This window comes from Streptomyces sp. TG1A-8, from assembly GCF_030499535.1.
Classification (GTDB): domain Bacteria; phylum Actinomycetota; class Actinomycetes; order Streptomycetales; family Streptomycetaceae; genus Streptomyces.
This window is the reverse complement of record NZ_JASTLB010000001.1, coordinates 5,734,854-5,753,904: the sequence shown is the minus strand read 5'-3', so window position 1 is coordinate 5,753,904 and position 19,051 is coordinate 5,734,854. Positions and strand designations below refer to the sequence as shown.

At 74.6% G+C, this 19,051-nt stretch carries 17 protein-coding genes; 4 read left to right on the top strand and 13 right to left on the bottom strand.

Annotation, left to right across the window (positions count from 1 at the left end; translation table 11 throughout):
• Positions 1-116: 116 nt before the first annotated feature.
• Positions 117-293, bottom strand: coding sequence for a hypothetical protein (locus tag QQY24_RS25350; RefSeq protein WP_301975032.1), 177 nt, complete (start codon positions 291-293; stop codon positions 117-119).
• A 598-nt stretch (positions 294-891) separates the two neighbouring features.
• Here QQY24_RS25350 and QQY24_RS25345 point away from each other — a divergent pair.
• Complete coding sequence (locus QQY24_RS25345) at positions 892-2,250, top strand: serine/threonine-protein kinase (RefSeq protein WP_301975030.1); 1,359 nt, start codon at positions 892-894, stop codon at positions 2,248-2,250.
• A 52-nt stretch (positions 2,251-2,302) separates the two neighbouring features.
• Here QQY24_RS25345 and QQY24_RS25340 read toward each other — a convergent pair whose 3' ends face one another.
• From QQY24_RS25340 to QQY24_RS25300, 9 genes are all read right to left on the bottom strand, one after another.
• Positions 2,303-3,121 (bottom strand): RNA methyltransferase, encoded by an 819-nt coding sequence (locus tag QQY24_RS25340; protein ID WP_301975029.1) that lies wholly within the window; start codon positions 3,119-3,121, stop codon positions 2,303-2,305.
• A 76-nt stretch (positions 3,122-3,197) separates the two neighbouring features.
• Positions 3,198-4,430: a uroporphyrinogen-III C-methyltransferase gene (cobA, locus tag QQY24_RS25335; RefSeq protein ID WP_301975028.1), complete on the bottom strand. Its 1,233-nt coding sequence runs from the start codon at positions 4,428-4,430 to the stop codon at positions 3,198-3,200.
• Positions 4,431-4,572: 142 nt separating this feature from the next.
• Positions 4,573-8,493 carry a nicotinate-nucleotide--dimethylbenzimidazole phosphoribosyltransferase gene (gene cobT / locus QQY24_RS25330; RefSeq protein ID WP_301975027.1) on the bottom strand — a complete coding sequence of 1,307 codons (3,921 nt, stop codon included), beginning with the start codon at positions 8,491-8,493 and terminating at the stop codon, positions 4,573-4,575.
• Positions 8,494-8,885: 392 nt separating this feature from the next.
• Positions 8,886-10,112, bottom strand: coding sequence for a precorrin-6y C5,15-methyltransferase (decarboxylating) subunit CbiE (gene cbiE, locus QQY24_RS25325; RefSeq protein WP_301975026.1), 1,227 nt, complete (start codon positions 10,110-10,112; stop codon positions 8,886-8,888).
• A gap of 135 nt (positions 10,113-10,247) precedes the next feature.
• Complete coding sequence (locus QQY24_RS25320) at positions 10,248-10,886, bottom strand: GNAT family N-acetyltransferase (protein ID WP_301975025.1); 639 nt, start codon at positions 10,884-10,886, stop codon at positions 10,248-10,250.
• Between the two features lie 153 nt (positions 10,887-11,039).
• On the bottom strand, positions 11,040-11,870 hold the full coding sequence (locus tag QQY24_RS25315) for a MetQ/NlpA family ABC transporter substrate-binding protein (RefSeq protein WP_301975024.1): 831 nt from the start codon (positions 11,868-11,870) through the stop codon (positions 11,040-11,042).
• A gap of 70 nt (positions 11,871-11,940) precedes the next feature.
• Positions 11,941-12,678: a methionine ABC transporter permease gene (locus tag QQY24_RS25310; RefSeq protein WP_301975023.1), complete on the bottom strand. Its 738-nt coding sequence runs from the start codon at positions 12,676-12,678 to the stop codon at positions 11,941-11,943.
• On the bottom strand, positions 12,675-13,709 hold the full coding sequence (locus QQY24_RS25305; RefSeq protein WP_301975022.1) for a methionine ABC transporter ATP-binding protein: 1,035 nt from the start codon (positions 13,707-13,709) through the stop codon (positions 12,675-12,677). The genes QQY24_RS25310 and QQY24_RS25305 overlap by 4 nt, the downstream gene beginning before the upstream one ends.
• Before the next feature lie 415 nt (positions 13,710-14,124).
• Positions 14,125-14,775 (bottom strand): HAD family hydrolase, encoded by a 651-nt coding sequence (locus QQY24_RS25300; protein ID WP_301975021.1) that lies wholly within the window; start codon positions 14,773-14,775, stop codon positions 14,125-14,127.
• Between the two features lie 69 nt (positions 14,776-14,844).
• Here QQY24_RS25300 and QQY24_RS25295 point away from each other — a divergent pair, with 69 nt between their 5' ends.
• Positions 14,845-15,204 carry a hypothetical protein gene (locus QQY24_RS25295; protein WP_301975020.1) on the top strand — a complete coding sequence of 120 codons (360 nt, stop codon included), beginning with the start codon at positions 14,845-14,847 and terminating at the stop codon, positions 15,202-15,204.
• Position 15,205: 1 nt separating this feature from the next.
• A complete protein-coding gene (locus tag QQY24_RS25290; protein ID WP_301976356.1) occupies positions 15,206-15,622 on the top strand; it encodes a hypothetical protein in 417 nt (138 codons plus the stop codon).
• Here the strand turns inward: QQY24_RS25290 and QQY24_RS25285 are convergent.
• From QQY24_RS25285 to QQY24_RS25275, 3 genes are all read right to left on the bottom strand, one after another.
• On the bottom strand, positions 15,612-16,109 hold the full coding sequence (locus QQY24_RS25285) for a GNAT family N-acetyltransferase (protein WP_301975019.1): 498 nt from the start codon (positions 16,107-16,109) through the stop codon (positions 15,612-15,614). The genes QQY24_RS25290 and QQY24_RS25285 overlap by 11 nt on opposite strands.
• 45 nt (positions 16,110-16,154) lie before the next feature.
• Entirely contained in the window at positions 16,155-16,661 is a 507-nt protein-coding gene (locus QQY24_RS25280; RefSeq protein ID WP_301975018.1) for an RNA polymerase sigma factor, read from the bottom strand.
• A 97-nt stretch (positions 16,662-16,758) separates the two neighbouring features.
• The gene (locus QQY24_RS25275) at positions 16,759-17,940 is read right to left on the bottom strand and encodes a glycerophosphodiester phosphodiesterase (RefSeq protein ID WP_301975017.1); all 1,182 of its coding nucleotides are present in this window, start codon (positions 17,938-17,940) and stop codon (positions 16,759-16,761) included.
• 428 nt (positions 17,941-18,368) lie between these two features.
• Here QQY24_RS25275 and QQY24_RS25270 point away from each other — a divergent pair, with 428 nt between their 5' ends.
• Positions 18,369-18,989, top strand: a complete 621-nt coding sequence (locus QQY24_RS25270; protein WP_301975016.1) for a 1-acyl-sn-glycerol-3-phosphate acyltransferase — start codon at positions 18,369-18,371, stop codon at positions 18,987-18,989.
• Positions 18,990-19,051 lie beyond the last annotated feature (62 nt).

The following is a 19,051-nucleotide window of genomic DNA, read 5'->3' as shown; positions in this document are numbered from 1 at the left end:
CGGCGCAGCTCCCCAGCTGCGCCGGCATTCGTGCCGTCCGCCGCACCCCCGTCCCCACGGGGTTTCCCGGATGGATGTACCCGCCCGGACCGCTCTTCCGGGCCTGGGGTCGCCGCTCAGCGCCCCAGCATCGCACCCACGGACGACGCCTGTGCGGCCACCGTCTCCCAGCCGTCGAAGACGAGCAGGAGCAGGGCCGCCAGGGGAAGGGCCATGAGCGTCGCCACCAGGGGGTGACGGCGGCCCGTCCGGCGGGGGCCGGGCACTGTGCGCCGCGGTGCCGTGCGGGTCATGGTCCTTCTCCCGACGTCTCGGTTGTCGTCGGCGGCGGGCGTCCGGCCCCGGGGGACGAGTGCCGCACCCGCCGCTCGACCTCAAATCTAGGCGTGCGGGATCCGGCGGACGTCATGCCTTCGTACCGAATCACGGGCCTCCAGGAGGATGAGCCACCGCTTGTGGAGTACTCCCCTGGGTGGAGACCCGGCCCCGGGTCTCAGGGTCTTCCCCGAGGGGTCGTGCGCCGCGTCCCGTCGTTTCCCCGCCGCCCGCGGGACCGGTTCGAGTGACTTCGCTCACTTCGCCCCCGTACGGAAGGCCTGCCGCCCCGCTCCGGAGCACCTCCCGACCGCCGTGCGGCTCCCGGTCCACGACGGCCCGCCGGTGACCGGCCGCACCGGAACCCCTGTCACCCCCGTGCGGGCAACGTCCCTTCCGGTGCGCCGGGTTGACACCGGCCGGACCTCAAGGCCACTGCGCCCAGGGACATCCTGACCGGGTTTCACCTCGTGTGCCCGGCGCGGGCAATCCGGCCGCGCGGGAGGGCGCGGCCTCTGCGCGCGGGCGGCCGGGGAAACGTAAGCTGTGCCACGTCACAGGGACCGGGCAGCGGGGATGAACATGGCGATGATGCGCCTGAGGCGCGAGGACCCGCGCGTCGTCGGCTCGTTCAGGCTTCACCGACGGCTCGGCGCGGGCGGGATGGGCGTGGTCTACCTCGGCTCCGACAAGAAGGGGCAGCGGGTCGCGCTGAAGGTGATCCGGCCCGACCTGGCGGAGGACCAGGAGTTCCGCTCGCGGTTCGCCCGCGAGGTGTCGGCTGCCCGGCGCATCCGGGGCGGCTGCACGGCCCGGCTGGTCGCGGCGGACCTGGAGGCCGACCGGCCCTGGTTCGCCACGCAGTACGTGCCCGGCCCCTCCCTGCACGACAAGGTCGCCGACGAGGGCCCGCTCGGCGCGGCCGAGGCGGCCGCGATCGGCGCGGCCCTGTCCGAGGGACTGGTCGCGGTGCACGAGGCCGGTGTCGTCCACCGGGACCTGAAGCCGTCCAACATCCTGCTGTCCCCCAAGGGGCCGCGGATCATCGACTTCGGCATCGCCTGGGCCACCGGCGCCTCCACGCTCACGCACGTCGGCACGGCGGTCGGCTCCCCCGGTTTCCTGGCCCCCGAGCAGGTGCGCGGCGCGGCCGTCACCCCGGCGACGGACGTCTTCTCGCTGGGCGCGACCCTGGCCTACGCCTCGACCGGTGACTCGCCCTTCGGCCACGGCAGTTCCGAGGTGATGCTCTACCGGGTCGTGCACGAGGAGCCGCAGCTGCACGGCGTGCCGGACGCGCTCGCCCCGCTCGTGCGGGCGTGCCTGGCCAAGGACCCCGAGGACCGGCCGACCACCCTGCAGCTGTCCATGCGGCTCAAGGAGATCGCCGCCCGCGAGGCGCAGGGCCTGTCCGACGCACGGCCGCCCTCGCCGCGCGCCGCCGAGGCGGACCGGCCCACCGGGCGGCTCGTGGACACCTACCCCGAACCGCAGCGCGCCCAGCGGCGGCCCTCCCCCGGCACCCCCGTGCCGCGCGGCGGCGCGGCGGCCCGGGGCGGTGCGCCCTCGCGGGGCGGGAGCGGCCCCCGGGGCGGGGCCGCCGGCCCGCGGTCCGGGACGGCCCGTCCGACTCCCGTCCCGCGCGGTACCGGTCCCCGCTCGGGCGGCGCGGGCCGTCCCCCCGGGCGCCCGGCGGCCGCACGCGGGACCGCCGGGCGCCCGGCGCCGCGGACCACGGGGACCGGGCGGCGGCCCGCCAATCCGCGGCTGCTGCGCCAGCGGCTGTTCGTGTTCGTCGTCGTCACCCTGCTCGTGGCGCTGGGCATCGCGGTGGCGCAGGGCTGCCAGGGCCCGGCGCGCGGGCTGGGCGACGTACAGCGGCAGGAGCGCGTGCAGCAGCCGTCGGCCGCGCCGCCTGACGCCGCGCGGGCGTAGCGGGACGACCCCGCGGCCGGGCGGCTGTTGACTCCCCGGCCGCGGCCGGGGCTCAGGACCGCGGGCGTCCCGCGGTCACCGCGTAGAACGCCACCGCGGCCGCCGCGCCCACGTTGAGCGAGTCGACGCCGTGGGACATCGGGATGCGCACCCACGTGTCGGCGGCGGCCAGGGCCCGGGCGGACAGGCCGGTGCCCTCGGCGCCGAGCATCAGGGCCACCCGGTCCATGGTGTGCGGGGCGGCCTCGTCCAGGGTCGTGGCCCTCGCGTCCGGAGTGAGCGCGAGGAGGGGGAAACCGGCCTCGCGGACCGGCTCCAGGCCCCCGGGCCAGCTCTCCAGGCGGGCGTACGGGACGGAGAACACCGCGCCCATGGAGACCTTGACGCTGCGGCGGTACAGCGGGTCGGCGCAGTCGGGGGACAGCAGCACCGCGTCCATGCCGAGAGCGGCGGCCGAGCGGAAGACGGCGCCGATGTTGGTGTGGTCGTTGACCGACTCCATGACCACCACCCGGCGGGCCGTGCGGAGCAGTCCGGCGGCCGCCGGCAGCGGTTTGCGCTGCACGGAGGCGAGCGCGCCGCGGTGCACGTGGTAGCCGGTGACCCGCTCGGCGAGCTCCGGGCTCACGGCGTACACCGGGACCCGCAGTGCGTCGATGACGTCGCGCATCGGCTCGATCCACTTGGCCGAGAGCAGCATGGAGCGCACCGCGTAGCCCGCCTCCCCGGCCCGCCGGATGACCTTCTCGCCCTCGGCGATGAACAGGCCCTCGGCCGGCTCGCGCCTGCGGCGCAGCTCGACGTCGGTCAGGTCCGTGTAGTCGCGCAGGCGCGGGTCGTCGGGGTCCTCGATGGTGATGGGATCGGCCACGGGTGCTGCTGCCTTGTCCTGGGTGGGGTTGCCAACGGCTCTCGAACGGGGTGCGGTCGCCCCGGGTCCCGCGCGATCAGGCCGTGGGCCGCGGGCCCGCGTGCACGACCTCGCCGACGACGATGACCGCGGGAGGCCGCACGTCCTCGGTCCGTACGGTCTCGGCGACCGTGGCGAGGGTCGCGTCCACGCGGCGCTGCGCGGCCGTCGTGCCCTCCTGGACGAGGGCGACGGGCGTCCCGGGGGGCCTGCCGTGCGCGACGAGCGTCTCGGCGATCTTCCCGATCTTGTCGACCCCCATGAGGATCACCAGGGTGCCGGTGAGCCTGGCCAGTGACGGCCAGTCGACCAGGGACCGCTCGTCGTCCGGGGCGACGTGGCCGCTGACCACGGTGAACTCGTGGGCGACGCCGCGGTGGGTGACCGGGATGCCGGCCGCGCCGGGCACGGAGATCGAGCTGGAGATGCCGGGGACGACGGTGCAGGGGATGCCGGCCTCGGCGAGCGCGTGGACCTCCTCCATGCCGCGGCCGAAGACGAACGGGTCGCCGCCCTTGAGCCGGACGACGGACTTGCCCTGCTTGGCGTGCTCGATCAGCGCGCCGTTGATGGCCTCCTGCGCCATGTAGCGGCCGTAGGGGATCTTCGCCGCGTCGATCACCTCGACGTGCGGGGGGAGTTCGGCGAGCAGGTCGCGCGGGCCGAGCCGGTCGGCGATGACGACGTCCGCCTCGGCGAGCAGGCGGCGGCCGCGGACCGTGATGAGGTCCGGGTCGCCGGGGCCGCCGCCGACCAGGGCCACACCGGGCGTGCGGGTGCGGTGGTGCGGGGCGACGAGGGTGCCGTCGCGCAGTCCCTCCACGACCGCGTCCCGGACGGCCGCCGTGTGCCGCGGGTCCCGGCCGCGCGCGTCCCTGGTCAGGACGGCGACGGTGACGCCCCCGCCGTGGCCGGTGGCCGGGGTCCAGGCGGTGGCCGCGTCGGCGTCGTCGGAGCGCACGCACCACACGCGGTGGCGCTCGGCCTCGGCGGAGGCGGCGGCGTTGGCCTCGGGGTCGTCGGTGGCGATGAGGGCGTACCAGGCCTCGGCGAGGTCGCCGTCCGCGTAGCGGCGCCGCTCCCAGGTGATCTCGCCCGCGTCCGCCATCGCCTCGACGGACGGGGTCGCCCCGGGGGACACGAGCAGGACGTCCGCGCCGGCGGCGATCAGGGCGGGCAGGCGGCGCTGGGCGACCTGGCCGCCGCCGAGGACGACCACGCGGCGGCCAAGGAGGCGGAGGCCTACGGGGTAGGCGGGGTGTTCGGCCATGGGCGGACGGCTCCTCGGGCAACTCTGCGGTGGGGCGCGCTGCACCTTCGGAGCGGCCCTGACGTGCGGATTTTAACGGTGGGCAGGGCGCAGGGCACGGGGGGTCCGGCAGCTGGGCACCGGATCCCCCGTGGCGGGACGCCTACTTCTCGGTGACCCCTGCCGAGTCGAACGTCGCCACCTCGTGCATCGCGCGGGCCGTGCTCTGCACCAGGGGCAGGGCGAGCAGGGCGCCCGTGCCCTCGCCGAGGCGCAGGTCGAGGTCGACCAGGGGGCGCAGGCCCAGCTTGTTCAGCGCGGCGACGTGGCCGGGCTCGGCGCTGCGGTGGCCGGCGATGCAGGCCGCGAGGACCTCGGGCGCGATGGCTCGCGCCACCAGTGCGGCGGCGCCGGCGCTGACGCCGTCCAGGATGACCGGCGTGCGCAGGGAGGCGCCGCCGAGCAGCAGGCCCACCATGGCGGCGTGCTCGAAGCCGCCGATGGCCGCGAGGACGCCGATCGGGTCGGCCGGGTCCGGCTGGTGCAGTTCCAGGGCGCGGCGGACGACCTCGGTCTTGCGGGCCAGGGTCTCGTCGTTGATGCCGGTGCCCCGGCCGGTGACCTCGGCGGGGTCGGCGCCCGTGTAGACCGAGATCAGCGCGGCGGAGGCGGTGGTGTTGGCGATGCCCATCTCGCCGGTGAGCAGCGCCTTGTTGCCCGCCGCCACCAGGTCGCGGGCGGTCTCGATGCCCACCTCGACGGCCGCCCTGGCCTCCTCGCGGGTCATCGCGGGACCGGTGGTCATGTCGGAGGTGCCGCCGCGGATCTTGCGGGGCAGCAGTCCGGGGGTGGCGGGCAGGTCGGCGGCGACACCGACGTCCACCACGCACACCTCGGCACCGACCTGGCCGGCGAAGGCGTTGCAGACGGCGCCCCCGCCCAGGAAGTTGGTCACCATCTGGGCGGTGACCTCCTGCGGCCACGGGGTGACGCCCTGGGCGTGCACGCCGTGGTCGCCCGCGAAGATGGCGACGGCTGCGGGCTCCGGGATCGGCGGCGGGCACTGCCGGGACAGCCCGGACAGCTGCGCGGAGATGATCTCCAGCATGCCGAGCGCGCCGGCCGGCTTGGTCATGCGCTTCTGGCGCTCCCAGGCCTCGCCGAGCGCCTTGGCGTCGAGCGGGCGGATCTGTGCGACGGTCTCGGCAAGCAGGTCGTGGGGTTCCTCTCCGGGCAGGGCGCGGCGGCCGTACGTCTCCTCGTGCACCACCCACGACAGCGGGCGCCGCTTGGACCAGCCGGCCTGCATCAGCTCGGGCTCGTCCGGGAACTCGTCGACGTACCCGACGCACAGGTAGGCGACGACCTCCAGGTGCTCGGGCAGGCCGAGCGCGCGGACCGTCTCCCGCTCGTCGAAGAAGCTGACCCAGCCGACGCCGAGGCCCTCGGCGCGGGCGGCGAGCCAGAGGTTCTCCACCGCGAGCGCGGAGGAGTACGGCGCCATCTGCGGCTGGGTGTGCCGGCCGAGGGTGTGGCGTCCGCCGCGGGTCGGGTCGGCGGTGACGACGATGTTCACCGGGGTGTCGAGGATGGCCTCGATCTTCAGTTCCTTGAACTGCTTGGCCCGGCCCTTGGGCAGCGACTTGGCGTACGCCTCGCGCTGGCGCACGGCCAGTTCGTGCATGGTGCGCCGGGTCTCGGCGGACCGGATGACGACGAAGTCCCAGGGCTGGGAGTGGCCCACCGAGGGGGCCGTGTGGGCCGCCTCCAGGACGCGCAGCAGCACCTCGTGCGGGATCGGGTCGGGGCGGAAGCCGTTGCGGATGTCCCGGCGCTCGCGCATCACCTTCAGGACGGCCTCGCGCTCGGCGTCGGCGTAGGCGGGCGCGGCCGGTCCGGCGGGCTGCCGTGCCTCTTCCGCCGCGGCCGTGCCCGCCTCCTGCTCGGCGCCCCCGGCCGCCGGGTCCGCCGTCCACTGCACGGCGTCGGGCCCGTGCGGGTCCGGCGGCGCGGCGGCCGGCTCGTCCTCGTGGGGCGCGCAGGCCGTGGCGGCGGGTTCCGGGTCCTGGTGGACGGGCGGGGCCGGGGCGGGGTGCGGGGCGGCCGGCGCCTGGTCCCCGACGGACCCGAACGGCCCGGGCGGCTGCTCGGGGTGCGGCGCCCGCGGCACCGCGCCGGCGGGGGCCTGCTGCTCCGGGACGCCGGAGTACCCCGCGTCGGCCGCCGGGCCCGCGGGCCCGGCCGGGGCGCCGGGTGCCCGGGCCGGTGCCGGGAAGTGGGCCTGGGCGTGCTGCGGGCCGGTCACGTCGTCGCCGTCCTGCGAGGCGGCCGCGACGGGCTGCACGTCCTGGGCCTGCGGGCCGACCGGCCCGGCGGTTCCGGCGGTGTCCGCGGCGGCGGCGGTGGTGTCCGCGGCGGCGTCCGGGACGGCGGCCGGTACGGGGGCGGCGGCCGGCCCGGGCACCTGGGACGCCTCGGGTCCCGGTACCGCTTCGGCGCCGGGCGTGCCGGGGGCGGGGGCTCCGGCGGGGACCGCATCGACGACGACGGCATCGGCGGGGACGACATCGGCGGGGACCGCCCGGTCGGCCGGGTCCTCGGGTGCGGGGGCTCCGGCCAGGGCGTGGGCCCCGGGGACGGCGGTCGCGTCGACGGCCCGGGCGGCGGGACCGGGGGCGTCGGCGGGGACGGCGGCGTCCCCGGCCGCGTCCTCGAACCCGACCACGCCTTCCGCCGGCTGCACGTCCGCGGGGGCCTGCGGCTGCGCCGGGTCGGCGGCGAACACGCCCTCGACGGGCTGCGCGGCCCCGTGCGGCTGGGCGGCCTGCGCGGGCTCCACGACCTGCACGGGCTCCACGACCTGCACGGGCTCCACGACCTGCACGGGCTCCACGACCTGCACGGGCTCCACGACCGCGGCGACCTCCGCCTCGCCCGGCTCCTGGTCCGCCGGGGCCTCCTGACGGGGTGCCTGCGACGGCTGCGCCCCGGCGGCCTCCGCCGGGGGTGCCGTCCGTGCGAAGACCACCTGGTCCGCCGCGTCCACGGTGACGGGAGCGTCCGTGTCCTGAGGGGTGGACACCGCAGCCTGCTCAACCTGCTCGGCCTGCTCGGCGGACACCGCGTCCGTGGCGGGAGCGGCTCCGGGCGGAACGGACCCCCCGGCTTCGGCGAGACCTCCGGCAGCCGCGGTTCCGGCCGCCGGTGTGTCCGTCGGCGGCTCCACGGCCTCGGCCGGCCCGGTGGGCGTGAGCGGTGCGTCCTGGTCCGTCCCGGCCGGAACCGGAACCGGGGCGTCCCCGGATCCCTGGCCGTCCGGAGCCGCGTACACCCCGTCGTGGCCGTGCACCGGCTGCGGGCCGTCGTGGCCGTGGACGACGGGGAGCGGTTCCGTGGCGGGGGCGTCCCCGGCGTGCGTCTGCACGGCCTGGGCCGCCGGACCGGTCGGGGTGGCGGGGGCGGCGCCGGACGGGCCGGCGGCGGCCGGACCGGCCGTTTCCGCGGCCGGTGCACCGGTGCGGGCCGGAGCCACGGCGGCCGGAGCGGCACCCCAGGGGGCGGCGCTCTGCGGAGCCATGTCCCGCAGCGGCTGGGCGTCGAGGTACTCGGGACCGGTCGCGGGCGGGCCCGGCTGCCGTACCGGCGCGCCCGCGGGGCCGCGGTCGGCGAGGGAACGGACCGGGCTGGCGGAGGTGTCCGGGATGGGCGGGCCGAGGTGCAGCGGCCGGCGCGGCGGCTGCGGGGCCGCCGCCGCGTCGTGCGGGGCGGACAGGATGGGTGAGGGCGGCACGGAGACGGGGCCCGAGTCGGGCAGCCGGACGCCGCCGAGGTCGACGGAGCCGGTGTCCCGGCCGGCCGTCTCGTGCGGTCCCGGCTGGTGGACCGCCTCGACGACCGGTTCCGGGGCGGGCGGCGGCACCTCGTTGCCCCACGCGCCCCGGGCGCCCGGCAGCAGCAGGTCTTCGTCCTCGGCGGGCGCCTCGGAGAGGTAGGTGTACGCGCCGTGCGCGGGAACGCCCGGTTGTTCCACCATGCCTGCGCCCTCCGGCTGCCCCTCGGCCGGGACCTGGCCGGTGTCGGTCATGCGTACCCCTCGCCCATCGGTTAGTGCTCCTACGACCAGCTCACCCGGAACGGCGCACCGACCGCCCCGTGGTGAAGAACGAGCGTGCGCGCCCAGCGGCACGAACGGTCCGCCGGAAAAGACGACAAAGCCATTCAGTGGCATTGTCCCGGCCGTTGCGCCGTCGCGGCAGCGTGATCCGCGACAACCCGCTGTGGACTGCGCCACGTTGCGCGCCCTCCGGTTCCGCGGTACCACACCCGCCACAAAACGGACGCGCTTTCCGGACATTGACGAACGAAGCTCCGGTCCACCGGTGCGGTACAACGATCGGCCAGCCTACCGCGCGCGGTATGACAAACGGATCGCGGGGCGCCCTACGGCAGGTCCGTCCGCCGTCCGGCCACCGCTGTTCAGCGCGGCGCTGTGCGCTGCGGCAGCTCCCCCGTGAGCAGGAACGCGACGTTCCGTTCGGTCTCCGTCCAGTCCCTGGTGTCGAGTTCGACGGACTGGAGCAGGGCGCACTCGACCCGGTAGCCGTGCTCGGTGAGGTCGCGGCCGACGAGTTCGGCCGCGTCGCGGGTGGCGGCGTGGGTGACGATGCGCTGGGGGCGGCGGTCGGCGACCGCGGAGACCACGGCCGCTCCCCCGCCGCCGACGCGGACGACGTCCGGCTCGGGCAGGTTCTCCAGGACGTGCGGTGCGGTGCCCCGGACGACCTGCAGGTGGACGGCGAAGTGGCGGGCGACCGCTTCGGTCCGGGCGCAGGCTCCGGGGTCCCGGTCGACGGCGATGACGGCGGCTCCGGCGCGCGCGGCCTCGGTGGCGAACGCCCCGCCGCCGCAGCCGATGTCCCAGACGAGGTCGCCGACCCGGGGACCGAGGCGGGCGAGCTGGGCGGCCCGCAGCAACCCGGTCTCGCCTTCGCCGAGGCCGCCGCCGTAGGCCTCGGCGGGCTGCACCCAGCCGCGCGGGCCGACGGCCGGGTCGCGGCCGGCGATCCAGCCGCCGCCCTCGCCGGTGCCGCCCGGTCCGGCGGGCCCGCCGATGACGATGACGACGTTGGGGTCGCGCCAGGTGTGGTCGGCGGCCTTGTCGGAGGTGACGACGCTGACCTGTTCGCGTTCGGTGCCCAGTTCCTCGCAGATGACGAAGGTGCGGTGGACGCCTTCCAGCAGCAGGCCGAGTTCGGCGGGGCCGGCGCCCGGTGCGGTCAGGACGGCGACCTTGGTGTGGGCGCGGCACACGTTCACGGCCCGGCGCAGGGTGCGCGGGTGGGCGACGACCACCTGGGCGTCGTCCCAGGGCATGCCGGCGCGGGCGAAGGCGGCGGCCACGGCCGAGACGGCGGGGACGACCTCGACCTCCAGGCCGAATTCCGGTGCGCGCAGGGCGCGTACGACGCCGAAGAAGCCGGGGTCGCCGTCGGCGAGCACCACCGCGGTGCCGCGGTGGGCGGCGATCCGGCGGGCGGCCAGGGCGATGCTGCCCAGGCGGATGCGTTCGGCGGCGGGGGGTACTTCGGGCAGTGCCAGGTGGTGGGCCGCGCCGGCCACGAGCGTGGCGGCGCCGAGGGCGCCGCGCGCCGCGGCGGTCAGCGGCGAGCCGTCCCAGCCGATCACCGTGACCCGGTCGGCCATCGTCGTCAGTCTCCAGGTTCGCGCGGGTCGTCAGGGGTACGGGGGCCTCAGTCAGGCTTGGTGAGGGTATCCGGTCGAGCTGCCGGACGCGCGGCGGGCGGGGCCGCGCGCGGGTCCGGGCGGGTCGCCGCGGGTTCAGTTCCAGTCGGAGTAGGACGTGAACCCGTCGCGGTCGGCGAGGTGTCCGTCGGCGCCCTCCAGGTCCTCCGGCAGCAGGCTCCACACGATGAAGTCGGTGCGCAGGTCGGTCCAGGTGCCGTCCTCGGTGCGGACGTGCGCTATGCAGGCGTTGCGCAGGACGCCCTCGCTGATGCAGCCGATCTTCTGCGCGACCTGCTGGGAGGCGGTGTTGTCGGCGGCGGTGCGGATCTCGATGCGCTCGAACTTCTGGTCGCCGAAGAGCCACTGGGCGGTGGCGAGCGCCGCCTCGGAGGCGTAGCCCTCGCCGCGCGCCCACGGGGCGATGATGTAGGACAGTTCGGTGGCCCGGACGTGCCAGTTCGTCTTGGCCAGCTGGATGACGCCGACCAGGCGCTGGGTGAGGAACTCGGTGACGGCGAGGTCCAGGCCCCGGCCCGCGGCGCGCTCGCCGGGGGCCCATTCGGTGATCCAGTGCCGGGCGCCGTCCTGGGTGAACGGCTGGGGGACGTCGGTCCAGGCGGCGATCTGCTCGTCGTTCATCATCTCGGCCAGGGCGGGCGCGTCGTCCTCCTCCAGGGCACGCAGCACCAACCGCTCCGTGCTGATGGAGATGTTGGGGAAGGTGCTAGTCATGCGCCGCTCCGTAACCGTCGGGATCGCCGTCAGGGCCTGCTGAACTGCCCAGCATGCAGCATGGGATCAGTGAACCGCACCACGGGACCCGCACCGGGTGAGGGCGCGGACCCCGTGCGTGGCGCGGAGCCGTCCGCGGCGGGCCGGACGGGGTCAGAAGGAGGGAATGACCGAACCCCGGTACTTGTCCTCGATGAACTTCCTAACCTCGGGCGAGGTGAGGAGCCTGGCCAGCTTCTTGACCCGCGGGTCGTCCTCGTTGCCCTTCTTGACGGCGAGGAAGTTGCCGTAGGGGCTGTTCTTCGCGGACTCCAGCACGAGGGCGTCGGTGGCCGGCTTCAGGCCGGAGGAGATGGCGTAGTTGCCGTTGACGACGGCCGCGTCCACGTCGTCCAGGGAGCGCGCGGTCTGGGCCGCCTCGACCTCCTTGAACTTCAGCTTCCGGGGGTTTGCGGTGATGTCCTGCGGGGTCGCCTCGGTGCCGACGCCGGCCTTGAGGGTGATGAGCCCGTTGGCGGCGAGCAGCTTCAGGGCCCGGGCCTCGTTGACGGTGTCGTTCGGGACGGCGACGGTCGCACCGCTCCTGAGGCCGGCGACCTTCCCGACCTTGTGGGAGTAGAGGCCGAGCGGCTCCAGGTGCACCGTGACGACGGGCACGATGTGGGTGCCGCGCTTCTTGTTGAAGTCGTCCAGGTACGGCTGGTTCTGGAAGTAGTTGGCGTCCACCGAGCCGTCCTCGGTCGCCGTGTTCGGCGTGATGTAGTCGCTGAACTCCTTGACCTCCAGGTCGAGACCCGCCTTCTTCGCCAGGTGCTTCTTGACGAAGTCGAGGATCTCGGCGTGCGGGGTCGGGCTCGCGGCGACGACGAGCGGTCCGCTCGTGCCGGAGGAGCCGGAGTCCTTGCCGGAGCCGCAGGCGGTCAGCCCGAGGGTGAGGGCTCCGGCGGCGAGGACGGCGGTGGTGAGCTTGGCGGTGTTACGCACGAAAAGTGCCTTTCCTTCAGGGTGGTGCGACCCCGTGTCGGGTGTACGGGGCGTTCTGGGGAGGGCGCGCTCAGGCGACCTTGCCGATGTCGGCCGCGGCCGGCTCCTCGGCCTTCGTCAGCCGCGGCTTCGGTGCGGATCCGGAGCGTCCGCCGCGGCGGTGCAGGGAGCGGGCGGCGAAGTCGCCGGCGAGCTGGATGAGGGAGATGGCGACGGCGAGGATCGCGACGGTGATCCACATCAGCTCGGTCTCGAAGCGCTGGTAGCCGTAGCGCACGGCGAGGTCGCCGAGGCCGCCGCCGCCGACGGTGCCGGCCATGGCGGAGTAGCCGATGAGGGCGATGACCGTGGTCGTGGTGCTGGCGATCAGCGAGGGCAGCGCCTCGGGGACCAGGACCTTGCGGACGACCGTCCAGGTGTCGGCCCCCATGGCCTGCACGGCCTCGACGAGGCCGTGGTCGACTTCGCGGACGGCCGTCTCGACGAGGCGGGCGAAGAACGGGATGCCCCCGATGGCGAGCGGGACGATCGCGGCGGTGGTGCCGATCGTGGTGCCGGTCACCCAGCGGGTGAAGCTCATCAGCGCGACCATCAGGATGATGAACGGCATGGACCGGCCGATGTTCACGACCTGGCCGATCACCTTGTTGGCGACGACGTTCTGCAGCAGTCCGCCGCGGTCCGTGAGGACGAGGAGGACGCCGAGCGGGAGGCCGGCCACGACGGCGATCAGGGTGGACCAGAACACCATCGTGAACGTCTCGGAACACGCCTGGGACAGCAGCGGCTGCATCTCGGACCAGGTCACTCGGCATCTTCCTTCACCAGGTGGGGCTCGCGGCCCACGACGTCGATCCGCAGGCCCTGTTCGCGCAGGAAGCCGACGGGCACCACGTTGTCCTCGTAGCGGCCGGGCAGTTCGATGCGCATGCGGCCGGCCTGGACGCCGCCGACGGTCTCGAGGGCGGCGCCGAGGATCGAGACGTCGATGTCGTAGGTGCGCGAGAGCCGGGAGACGACCGGCCGGGCCGCGGACTCGCCGTGGAAGGTGACGTCGAGGACGGTCCGGTCGGCGCCGGTGGCCCCGCCGCCCACCGGGAACAGCGCGGCGGCCAGTTCGGAGCCCGGGGTGGCCAGCAGCTCGCCGACGGTGCCGGACTCCACGATCCGGCCCCGGTCCATCAGGGCGGCGGAGTCGCAGACCGTCTTCACCACGTCCATCTCGTGGGTGATGAGCAGGACGGTCAGACCGAGCTGCCGGTTCAGGTCGCGCAGCAACTGGAGGACGGAACGGGTGGTCTCCGGGTCGAGGGCGCTGGTGGCCTCGTCGGAGAGCAGCACCTTGGGATCGCCGGCGAGGGCGCGGGCGATGCCGACGCGCTGCTTCTGTCCGCCGGACAGCTGGGCGGGGTAGGCCCTGGCCTTGTCGGCGAGGCCGACGAGGTCGAGCAGTTCCAGCGCCTTGCGGGAGCGTTCCCTGCCGGACCTGCCGAGGATCTCCAGCGGCAGTTCGACGTTGTCCTGCACGGTGCGCGAGGACAGCAGGTTGAAGTGCTGGAAGACCATGCCGATCCGGCTGCGCGCCCGGCGCAGTTCCCGTCCGGCGCGCGGGCCGCGGCCGGCGAGGGCGGTGAGGTCCTGCCCGGCGACGGTCACGGTGCCGGAGGTGGGGCGCTCCAGCAGGTTGACGCAGCGGATGAGGGAGGACTTGCCGGCGCCGGACTGGCCGATGACGCCGTAGACCTCGCCTTCGCGGACGTGGAGATCGACGCCGTCCAGGGCGGCGACCTCGCGGCCGCGGGAGCGGTAGACCTTGGTCAGGCCCGATGTGGTGATCACTGGGATATCCGTCACTGTCGGGTACGCGGGCGTGGGTGTGCCCGGGGGGTTCCCGCTCGACCGGGGTCGAGGGTTCGGGGGTGCGTGTCGTCGCGTTCGTCCGGACGCGCGGCAGGTTCTGGCTGCGGCGGCGGACCGGGGGGAACGTCGTGTGCGCGGGGAGGCGTCCGTCCGGCGCGCCGGGGACCGGCGCGGGAGGTGCCGCGGCTCTCGCTTCGGGGCGCGAGGCTCAGGTGCTGCGGGGGCCCTCTAGCAGGCGCACATTCGACATGGACCCATACAACGAGCACCGGGCGTCGCGGTCGCCTCGGTCGCAGGGGTGCGGCTGCTCGTCTCGGTCATGGGCATCAGTAAACCAGAAGAACGGTGCTGACAGGCCGCCCCTGTCCACATGTTGGACAGGGGCGGACGGTCCTCAGCCGCGGGTGGACACGTCCACTCCCTCGTCGGTGACCCGGACGGACAGCGCCGACAGGTCGCCGACCACCAGGTCGGCGTCCAGTTCCCCGGACCGGTGGGTCGTGGCCAGGGCCACGGTGGCCATGCCGGCCGCGCGGCCGGCCCGGAGCCCGGCGGGGGCGTCCTCGAAGACGACGCAGCGGGCGGGGTCGACGCCGAGCTGCCGGGCGGCGAGCAGGTAGGGCTCGGGATCGGGCTTGCCTCGGATGACGTCGTCGGCCGCGACCAGGGTCTTGGGCCGGATGCCGACGGCTTCCAGACGGGCCTCGGCGAGCCGCCGGGTGGCGGAGGTGACCACGGCCCAGCGGTCGGCGGGCAGCGCGTCCAGGAAGTCCCGGGTGCCGGGCAGCAGGCGCACGCCGCCGTGGGGCACGTCCTCCACCTCCAGCTGTTCGACCCGCGCGACCGCCTCCGGGACCAGGCGGGCGGGCAGCAGGTCGGCGACTATCTCCACGGCGGTCCGGCCGTGCAGCTCCACGCGTCCGAACTCCTCGGCGGTGATCCCGTACTCCCGCGCCCAGCGGGCCCAGCAGCGCTCGACGGAGTCGAGGGAGGAGACCAGGGTGCCGTCGTTGTCGAACAGGAGGGCGTGTGCGCGGATCGTCATGGTCCAGACCCTACGGCGTAGGGCGGGGTCGGCGGCGGCGGCCCGTTTCCGCCGTAATAGGGTCGCGGCATGCTCAATGCCCTGACGCTGGCGACCGGGGTCGCCGCGCTGCTGCTCGCCGCCTGGTGCGGCTGGGCGGCCCACCGGGACCAGCCGACCAAGGACTGGCACTTCACCGGGATGGCCGTGGTGTCGCTGCTGGCCCTGGTCCAGCTGGTCGTCGGGGTCGTGCAGCTGGCGCGGGGCGGGAAGCCGGAGCAGGGCACGGCGATCTTCGTGGCGTACCTGCTGGGCGCGTTCGCGTGCGTGCCGGCGGCGGGCTTCATGTCGCTGGCCGAGCGGACGCGCTGGGGTTCGGTGACGGTGGCCGCCGGCGGTGTGGTGCTGGCCGTGCTGGAGGTGCGGCTCCATGACATCTGGGGAGGCTGAGGTGACGGCGGTGGAGGAGAAGCCGACCCGGTTGACCGGCGGGCCGGGCATGCTGCTCGTCTGGTTCTACGGCGTGATGGTGGTCGGCGCGGTGTCGCGTTCCGTGTACCAGATCGCGACGGACTTCCAGCGGGCGCCGCTGGCGTACGTCCTGTCGGCGGTGGCCGGGGTGGTGTACGGGTTCATCACGTACACCCTGGTCCGCGGCGGGGAGACGGCCCGCAGGGCGGCGCTGGTGTGCTGCGCCGCCGAGCTGGTGGGCGTGCTGGTCGTCGGCACCTGGACCGTGGTGGAGCCGTCCGCCTTCCACGACGCGACCGTGTGGTCGGACTACGGGATGGGGTACGTCTTCATTCCCGTCCTGCTGCCGCTGTCCGCGCTGTACTGGCTGCGGAAGCGCCGGGCCGTCACGCCGTAGCCGCGTACGCGCCCGCCTGCTTCTCCAGGACGATCATCTCCACGCCGTCGGCGCCCCTGGACCGGCCCACCGTCTCGTAGCCGACCCGGCGGTACAGGCGGAGGTTGCCCTCGCTGCGGTGGCCGGTGTGGAGGCGGAAGCGGGTGGCGCCCCGCTCCCCGGCCAGCGCCGCCTCGGCCGCGCGCAGCAGGCGCGCGCCGATGCCGTGGCCCTGGAGGCGGGGGTGGACGCAGAGCTTGCCGATGGCGGCGGCGCCGTCCTCGGTGAGCTTGCCGCGGACCGAGCCGACCACCTCGTCGCCGAGCCGGGCGACGAAGACGCAGTCGGTGCCGACCTCCTGGCGCACGGAGTCCAGGCTCTGGACGAGCGGGTCGATGCGGTAGTTGCCGTACAGCGCCGCCTCACTCTGGAAGCACAGGTACTGGAGCCTGAAGATCTGCTCCGCGTCCTGCTCGGTCGCCACCGAGATGGTCACGCTCATGCCCATGTGCGCATGCCTCCCGCTCACCTGATCGCCTGTCGTCCCTGACTTCTATCCCCGCGCTCCGCGGGCCGCAACCTCCGGTGCGAGCAATCGACGCAGACATCCCAGACATCTGGAACGTTCCGGCCCGAGACTGCCCTGTGAGATACCCAACTCCCCTGCGATCTCCCGGTACGTCGGGTCCTTCGGGGAGAGCAGCGCCTCGATGAGGCGGGGGCAGCGGCCGGGCAGCCGACGGACCGCGTCCCGCAGGGCCCGGTGGCGGGCCGCGGTGAGGACGGACTGCTCGGGTCCGGGGCGGGCGTCGTCCGCGGGCTCGCCGCCGTACGGGCGCTCGGTGCGGAGGGTGCGGCGGCTGCGGCGCGCCTCGGCGCGGACGGCCTTGCGCAGCCAGCCCTGCGGATCGAGGGGTGGTCCGTCGGCCGCCAGGCGCTCCAGGAGGCGGAGCCAGACCGCCTGTTCCAGGTCGCCCGGCTCGCTTCCGTGGGCATGTGCCTCGGCGGAGGCCTCGGCGGTGAGCAGGGGGCGCAGGGCGGTCACCAGATCGTGCGTCATATGCGGAACGACGCGCCGCCCCGGCCGTGAGTTGCCGGGGCGGCGCGGAGTCCCTCCGAACGGGGGCCGGGGGGCCCGCCGTTGACGGCGGGCCGGCTCAGCCGCCCAGGAAGTCGGCGCGGGCGAGCAGTGCGGTGTCGGCGTTGTCGGTGAAGACGCCGTCGATGCCGGTCGCGAAGTACTTCCGGAAGGCGCCGAAGGCGTCCCCGTAGGCGTCCGCGGTGCCGCCCCTGCGGAACTCGGCCGGCAGGAAGGGGTTTTCGTTGCGCATGGTGTACGGGTGCAGGATCAGGCCCGCCCCGTGCGCGTCGGCGACCAGCGTGCTCGGTGCGGCGAGGGTGCCGTCGGCGTTCCTGGGGATGACCAGGTCCAGTGTCGGGCCGATGCCCCGGGCGTAACCGGCGATCTCCCGCAGACCCCGGGGCGTGATCAGGTCGGCGACCGTGCGCGGGTCGTCCGCCTCGACGAAGTCCCAGGGGCGGGTGTCCGCCGAGGAGAGCAGCACGACGAGCGGGTTGTCGACAAGCCGGTTGAGCCGCTGGATGCTGGTGGGCTCGAAGGACTGCAGGACGACCGGCGCGTCGCGGCCGTCCTTGCCGTGCGCGCGCAGCAGTTTCGCCACCCGCTCCTCCAGGCCGAGGCCCAGCTTGCGGAAGTAGGTGGGGTGCTTGGTCTCGGGGTAGATCCAGACCTGCCTGCCGCGCTTGCGGGTCTGCTCGTCCTGCCACTTCAGGACCTCTTCGAAGGTGGGGATCCCCCACCGTCCGTCGTAGAGGGTGTTGTGCGGGCGGTTGGCCGGGATGCGCTCGACGGCGCGCAGCGTCTTCAGTTCGGCGAGCGTGAAGTCCTCGGTGAACCAGCCGGTGGTGGGGACGCCGTCGAGGACCTTGGTGGTCCTCCGGCCGGCGAACTCGGGGTGCGAGGCGACGTCCGTGGTACCGCCGATCTCCGGCTCGTGCCGGCACACCAGGTGCCCGTCCCTGGTGGGCACCAGGTCGCCTGCCTCCACGATGTCGGCTCCGAGGTCGAGGGCGAGTTCGTAGGAGCCGAAGGTGTGCTCCGGCCGGTAGCCGCTGGCACCGCGGTGTCCGATGATGGTCGGCACCGGCAGGCCCTTCAGCCCCCGCCCGCCGTGTCCGGCCGCGGCCGGACGGGCGGCGGCCGCCGCGGCGGCGCCGGGCAGTCCGAGGACCGCCCCGCCCGCGCCGAGCACCGCGGCGCCGAGGAGCGCCCGCCGTCCCGTTCCCCGTGCCTGCCCGTTCGCCTGGTCGTTGTCCATGAGCGCCTTTCTGCCGTCCGCCCTTGAGTGCGCGCCGATCGTAGGGGCGTGCACATGACGTGCGGGAGACCGCGGGGCGAACGCAGGGGTGCCGTCGTCCGTCCGGCGCGCGGCGGGAGGTGAGGACGCGTCACCGGACGGGTGCGTCGGCGCGCGTGCGGTGGGCAGCCGAACGGGCGGGGGCTGCGCGCGACGTCCGTCACATCGCCGCCGCCGCGTCACGGGCGGGCTCCGGGCGCCGCCGCAGGTGAGCCCGCGTCACCAGCGCGCGGGACACGGGGGGACCGGGCGTACCCGACGTGCGCTTGCCCCGTAGCCGCGAGTAATGTCCTCACCTGCACAGACTCATATCGCTCCCCTCGGCATCGGAGGACCCGTTGTCCCGCTTCGCGCTCATCAAGGCAGTGCTCGGACCGATCATGCGTCTGATGTTCCGCCCACGGGTGGAGGGCGCGGAGAACATCCCCGGCGACGGGCCGGTCATCCTGGCCGGCAACCACCTCACGTTCATCGACTCCATCGTGCTTCCGGTGGTGACCAGGCGGCAGGTGTTCTTCATCGGCAAGGACGAGTACGTCACGGGCAAGGGTTTCAAGGGCCGGTTGATGGCGTGGTTCTTCACCGGCGTCGGCATGGTCCCGGTGGACCGGGACGGGGCGAGCGGTGGCGTCGCCGCGCTGATGACCGGGCGGCGGATCCTGGAGGAGGGGAGGGTCTTCGGGATCTACCCCGAGGGGACGCGGTCGCCCGACGGGCGGCTGTACCGGGGGCGCACCGGTATCGCGCGGCTGACGCTGATGACCGGCGCGCCGGTGGTTCCCTTCGCGATGATCGGCACGGACAAGCTGCAGCCGGGTGGCCGGGGCATCCCGCGGCCCGGCCGCGTCACCGTCCGCTTCGGCGAGCCCATGGAGTTCTCGCGGTACGAGGGGATGGACCGGGACCGCTACGTGCTGCGGGCGGTGACCGACTCCGTGATGGCCGAGGTCATGCGGCTGTCGGGCCAGGAGTACGTGGACATGTACGCCACCAAGGCGAAGGCGGCCTGAGGCCTGCCCGTGACACCGTTTTCCGGATAGTCCTCCCCATCGGGGGTACGCGGTTCCGGCGC

What these genes read in the sequence shown, in the direction of transcription:
- QQY24_RS25350 (WP_301975032.1), bottom strand. Translation starts at nt 293, where the DNA reads ATGACCCGCACGGCACCGCGGCGCACAGTGCCCGGCCCCCGCCGGACG.
- QQY24_RS25345 (WP_301975030.1), top strand. Translation starts at nt 892, where the DNA reads ATGAACATGGCGATGATGCGCCTGAGGCGCGAGGACCCGCGCGTCGTC.
- cobA (WP_301975028.1), bottom strand. Translation starts at nt 4,430, where the DNA reads ATGGCCGAACACCCCGCCTACCCCGTAGGCCTCCGCCTCCTTGGCCGC.
- cobT (WP_301975027.1), bottom strand. Translation starts at nt 8,493, where the DNA reads ATGACCGACACCGGCCAGGTCCCGGCCGAGGGGCAGCCGGAGGGCGCA.
- cbiE (WP_301975026.1), bottom strand. Translation starts at nt 10,112, where the DNA reads ATGGCCGACCGGGTCACGGTGATCGGCTGGGACGGCTCGCCGCTGACC.
- QQY24_RS25320 (WP_301975025.1), bottom strand. Translation starts at nt 10,886, where the DNA reads ATGACTAGCACCTTCCCCAACATCTCCATCAGCACGGAGCGGTTGGTG.
- QQY24_RS25300 (WP_301975021.1), bottom strand. Translation starts at nt 14,775, where the DNA reads ATGACGATCCGCGCACACGCCCTCCTGTTCGACAACGACGGCACCCTG.
- QQY24_RS25295 (WP_301975020.1), top strand. Translation starts at nt 14,845, where the DNA reads ATGCTCAATGCCCTGACGCTGGCGACCGGGGTCGCCGCGCTGCTGCTC.
- QQY24_RS25285 (WP_301975019.1), bottom strand. Translation starts at nt 16,109, where the DNA reads ATGGGCATGAGCGTGACCATCTCGGTGGCGACCGAGCAGGACGCGGAG.
- QQY24_RS25280 (WP_301975018.1), bottom strand. Translation starts at nt 16,661, where the DNA reads ATGACGCACGATCTGGTGACCGCCCTGCGCCCCCTGCTCACCGCCGAG.
- QQY24_RS25275 (WP_301975017.1), bottom strand. Translation starts at nt 17,940, where the DNA reads ATGGACAACGACCAGGCGAACGGGCAGGCACGGGGAACGGGACGGCGG.
- QQY24_RS25270 (WP_301975016.1), top strand. Translation starts at nt 18,369, where the DNA reads ATGTTCCGCCCACGGGTGGAGGGCGCGGAGAACATCCCCGGCGACGGG.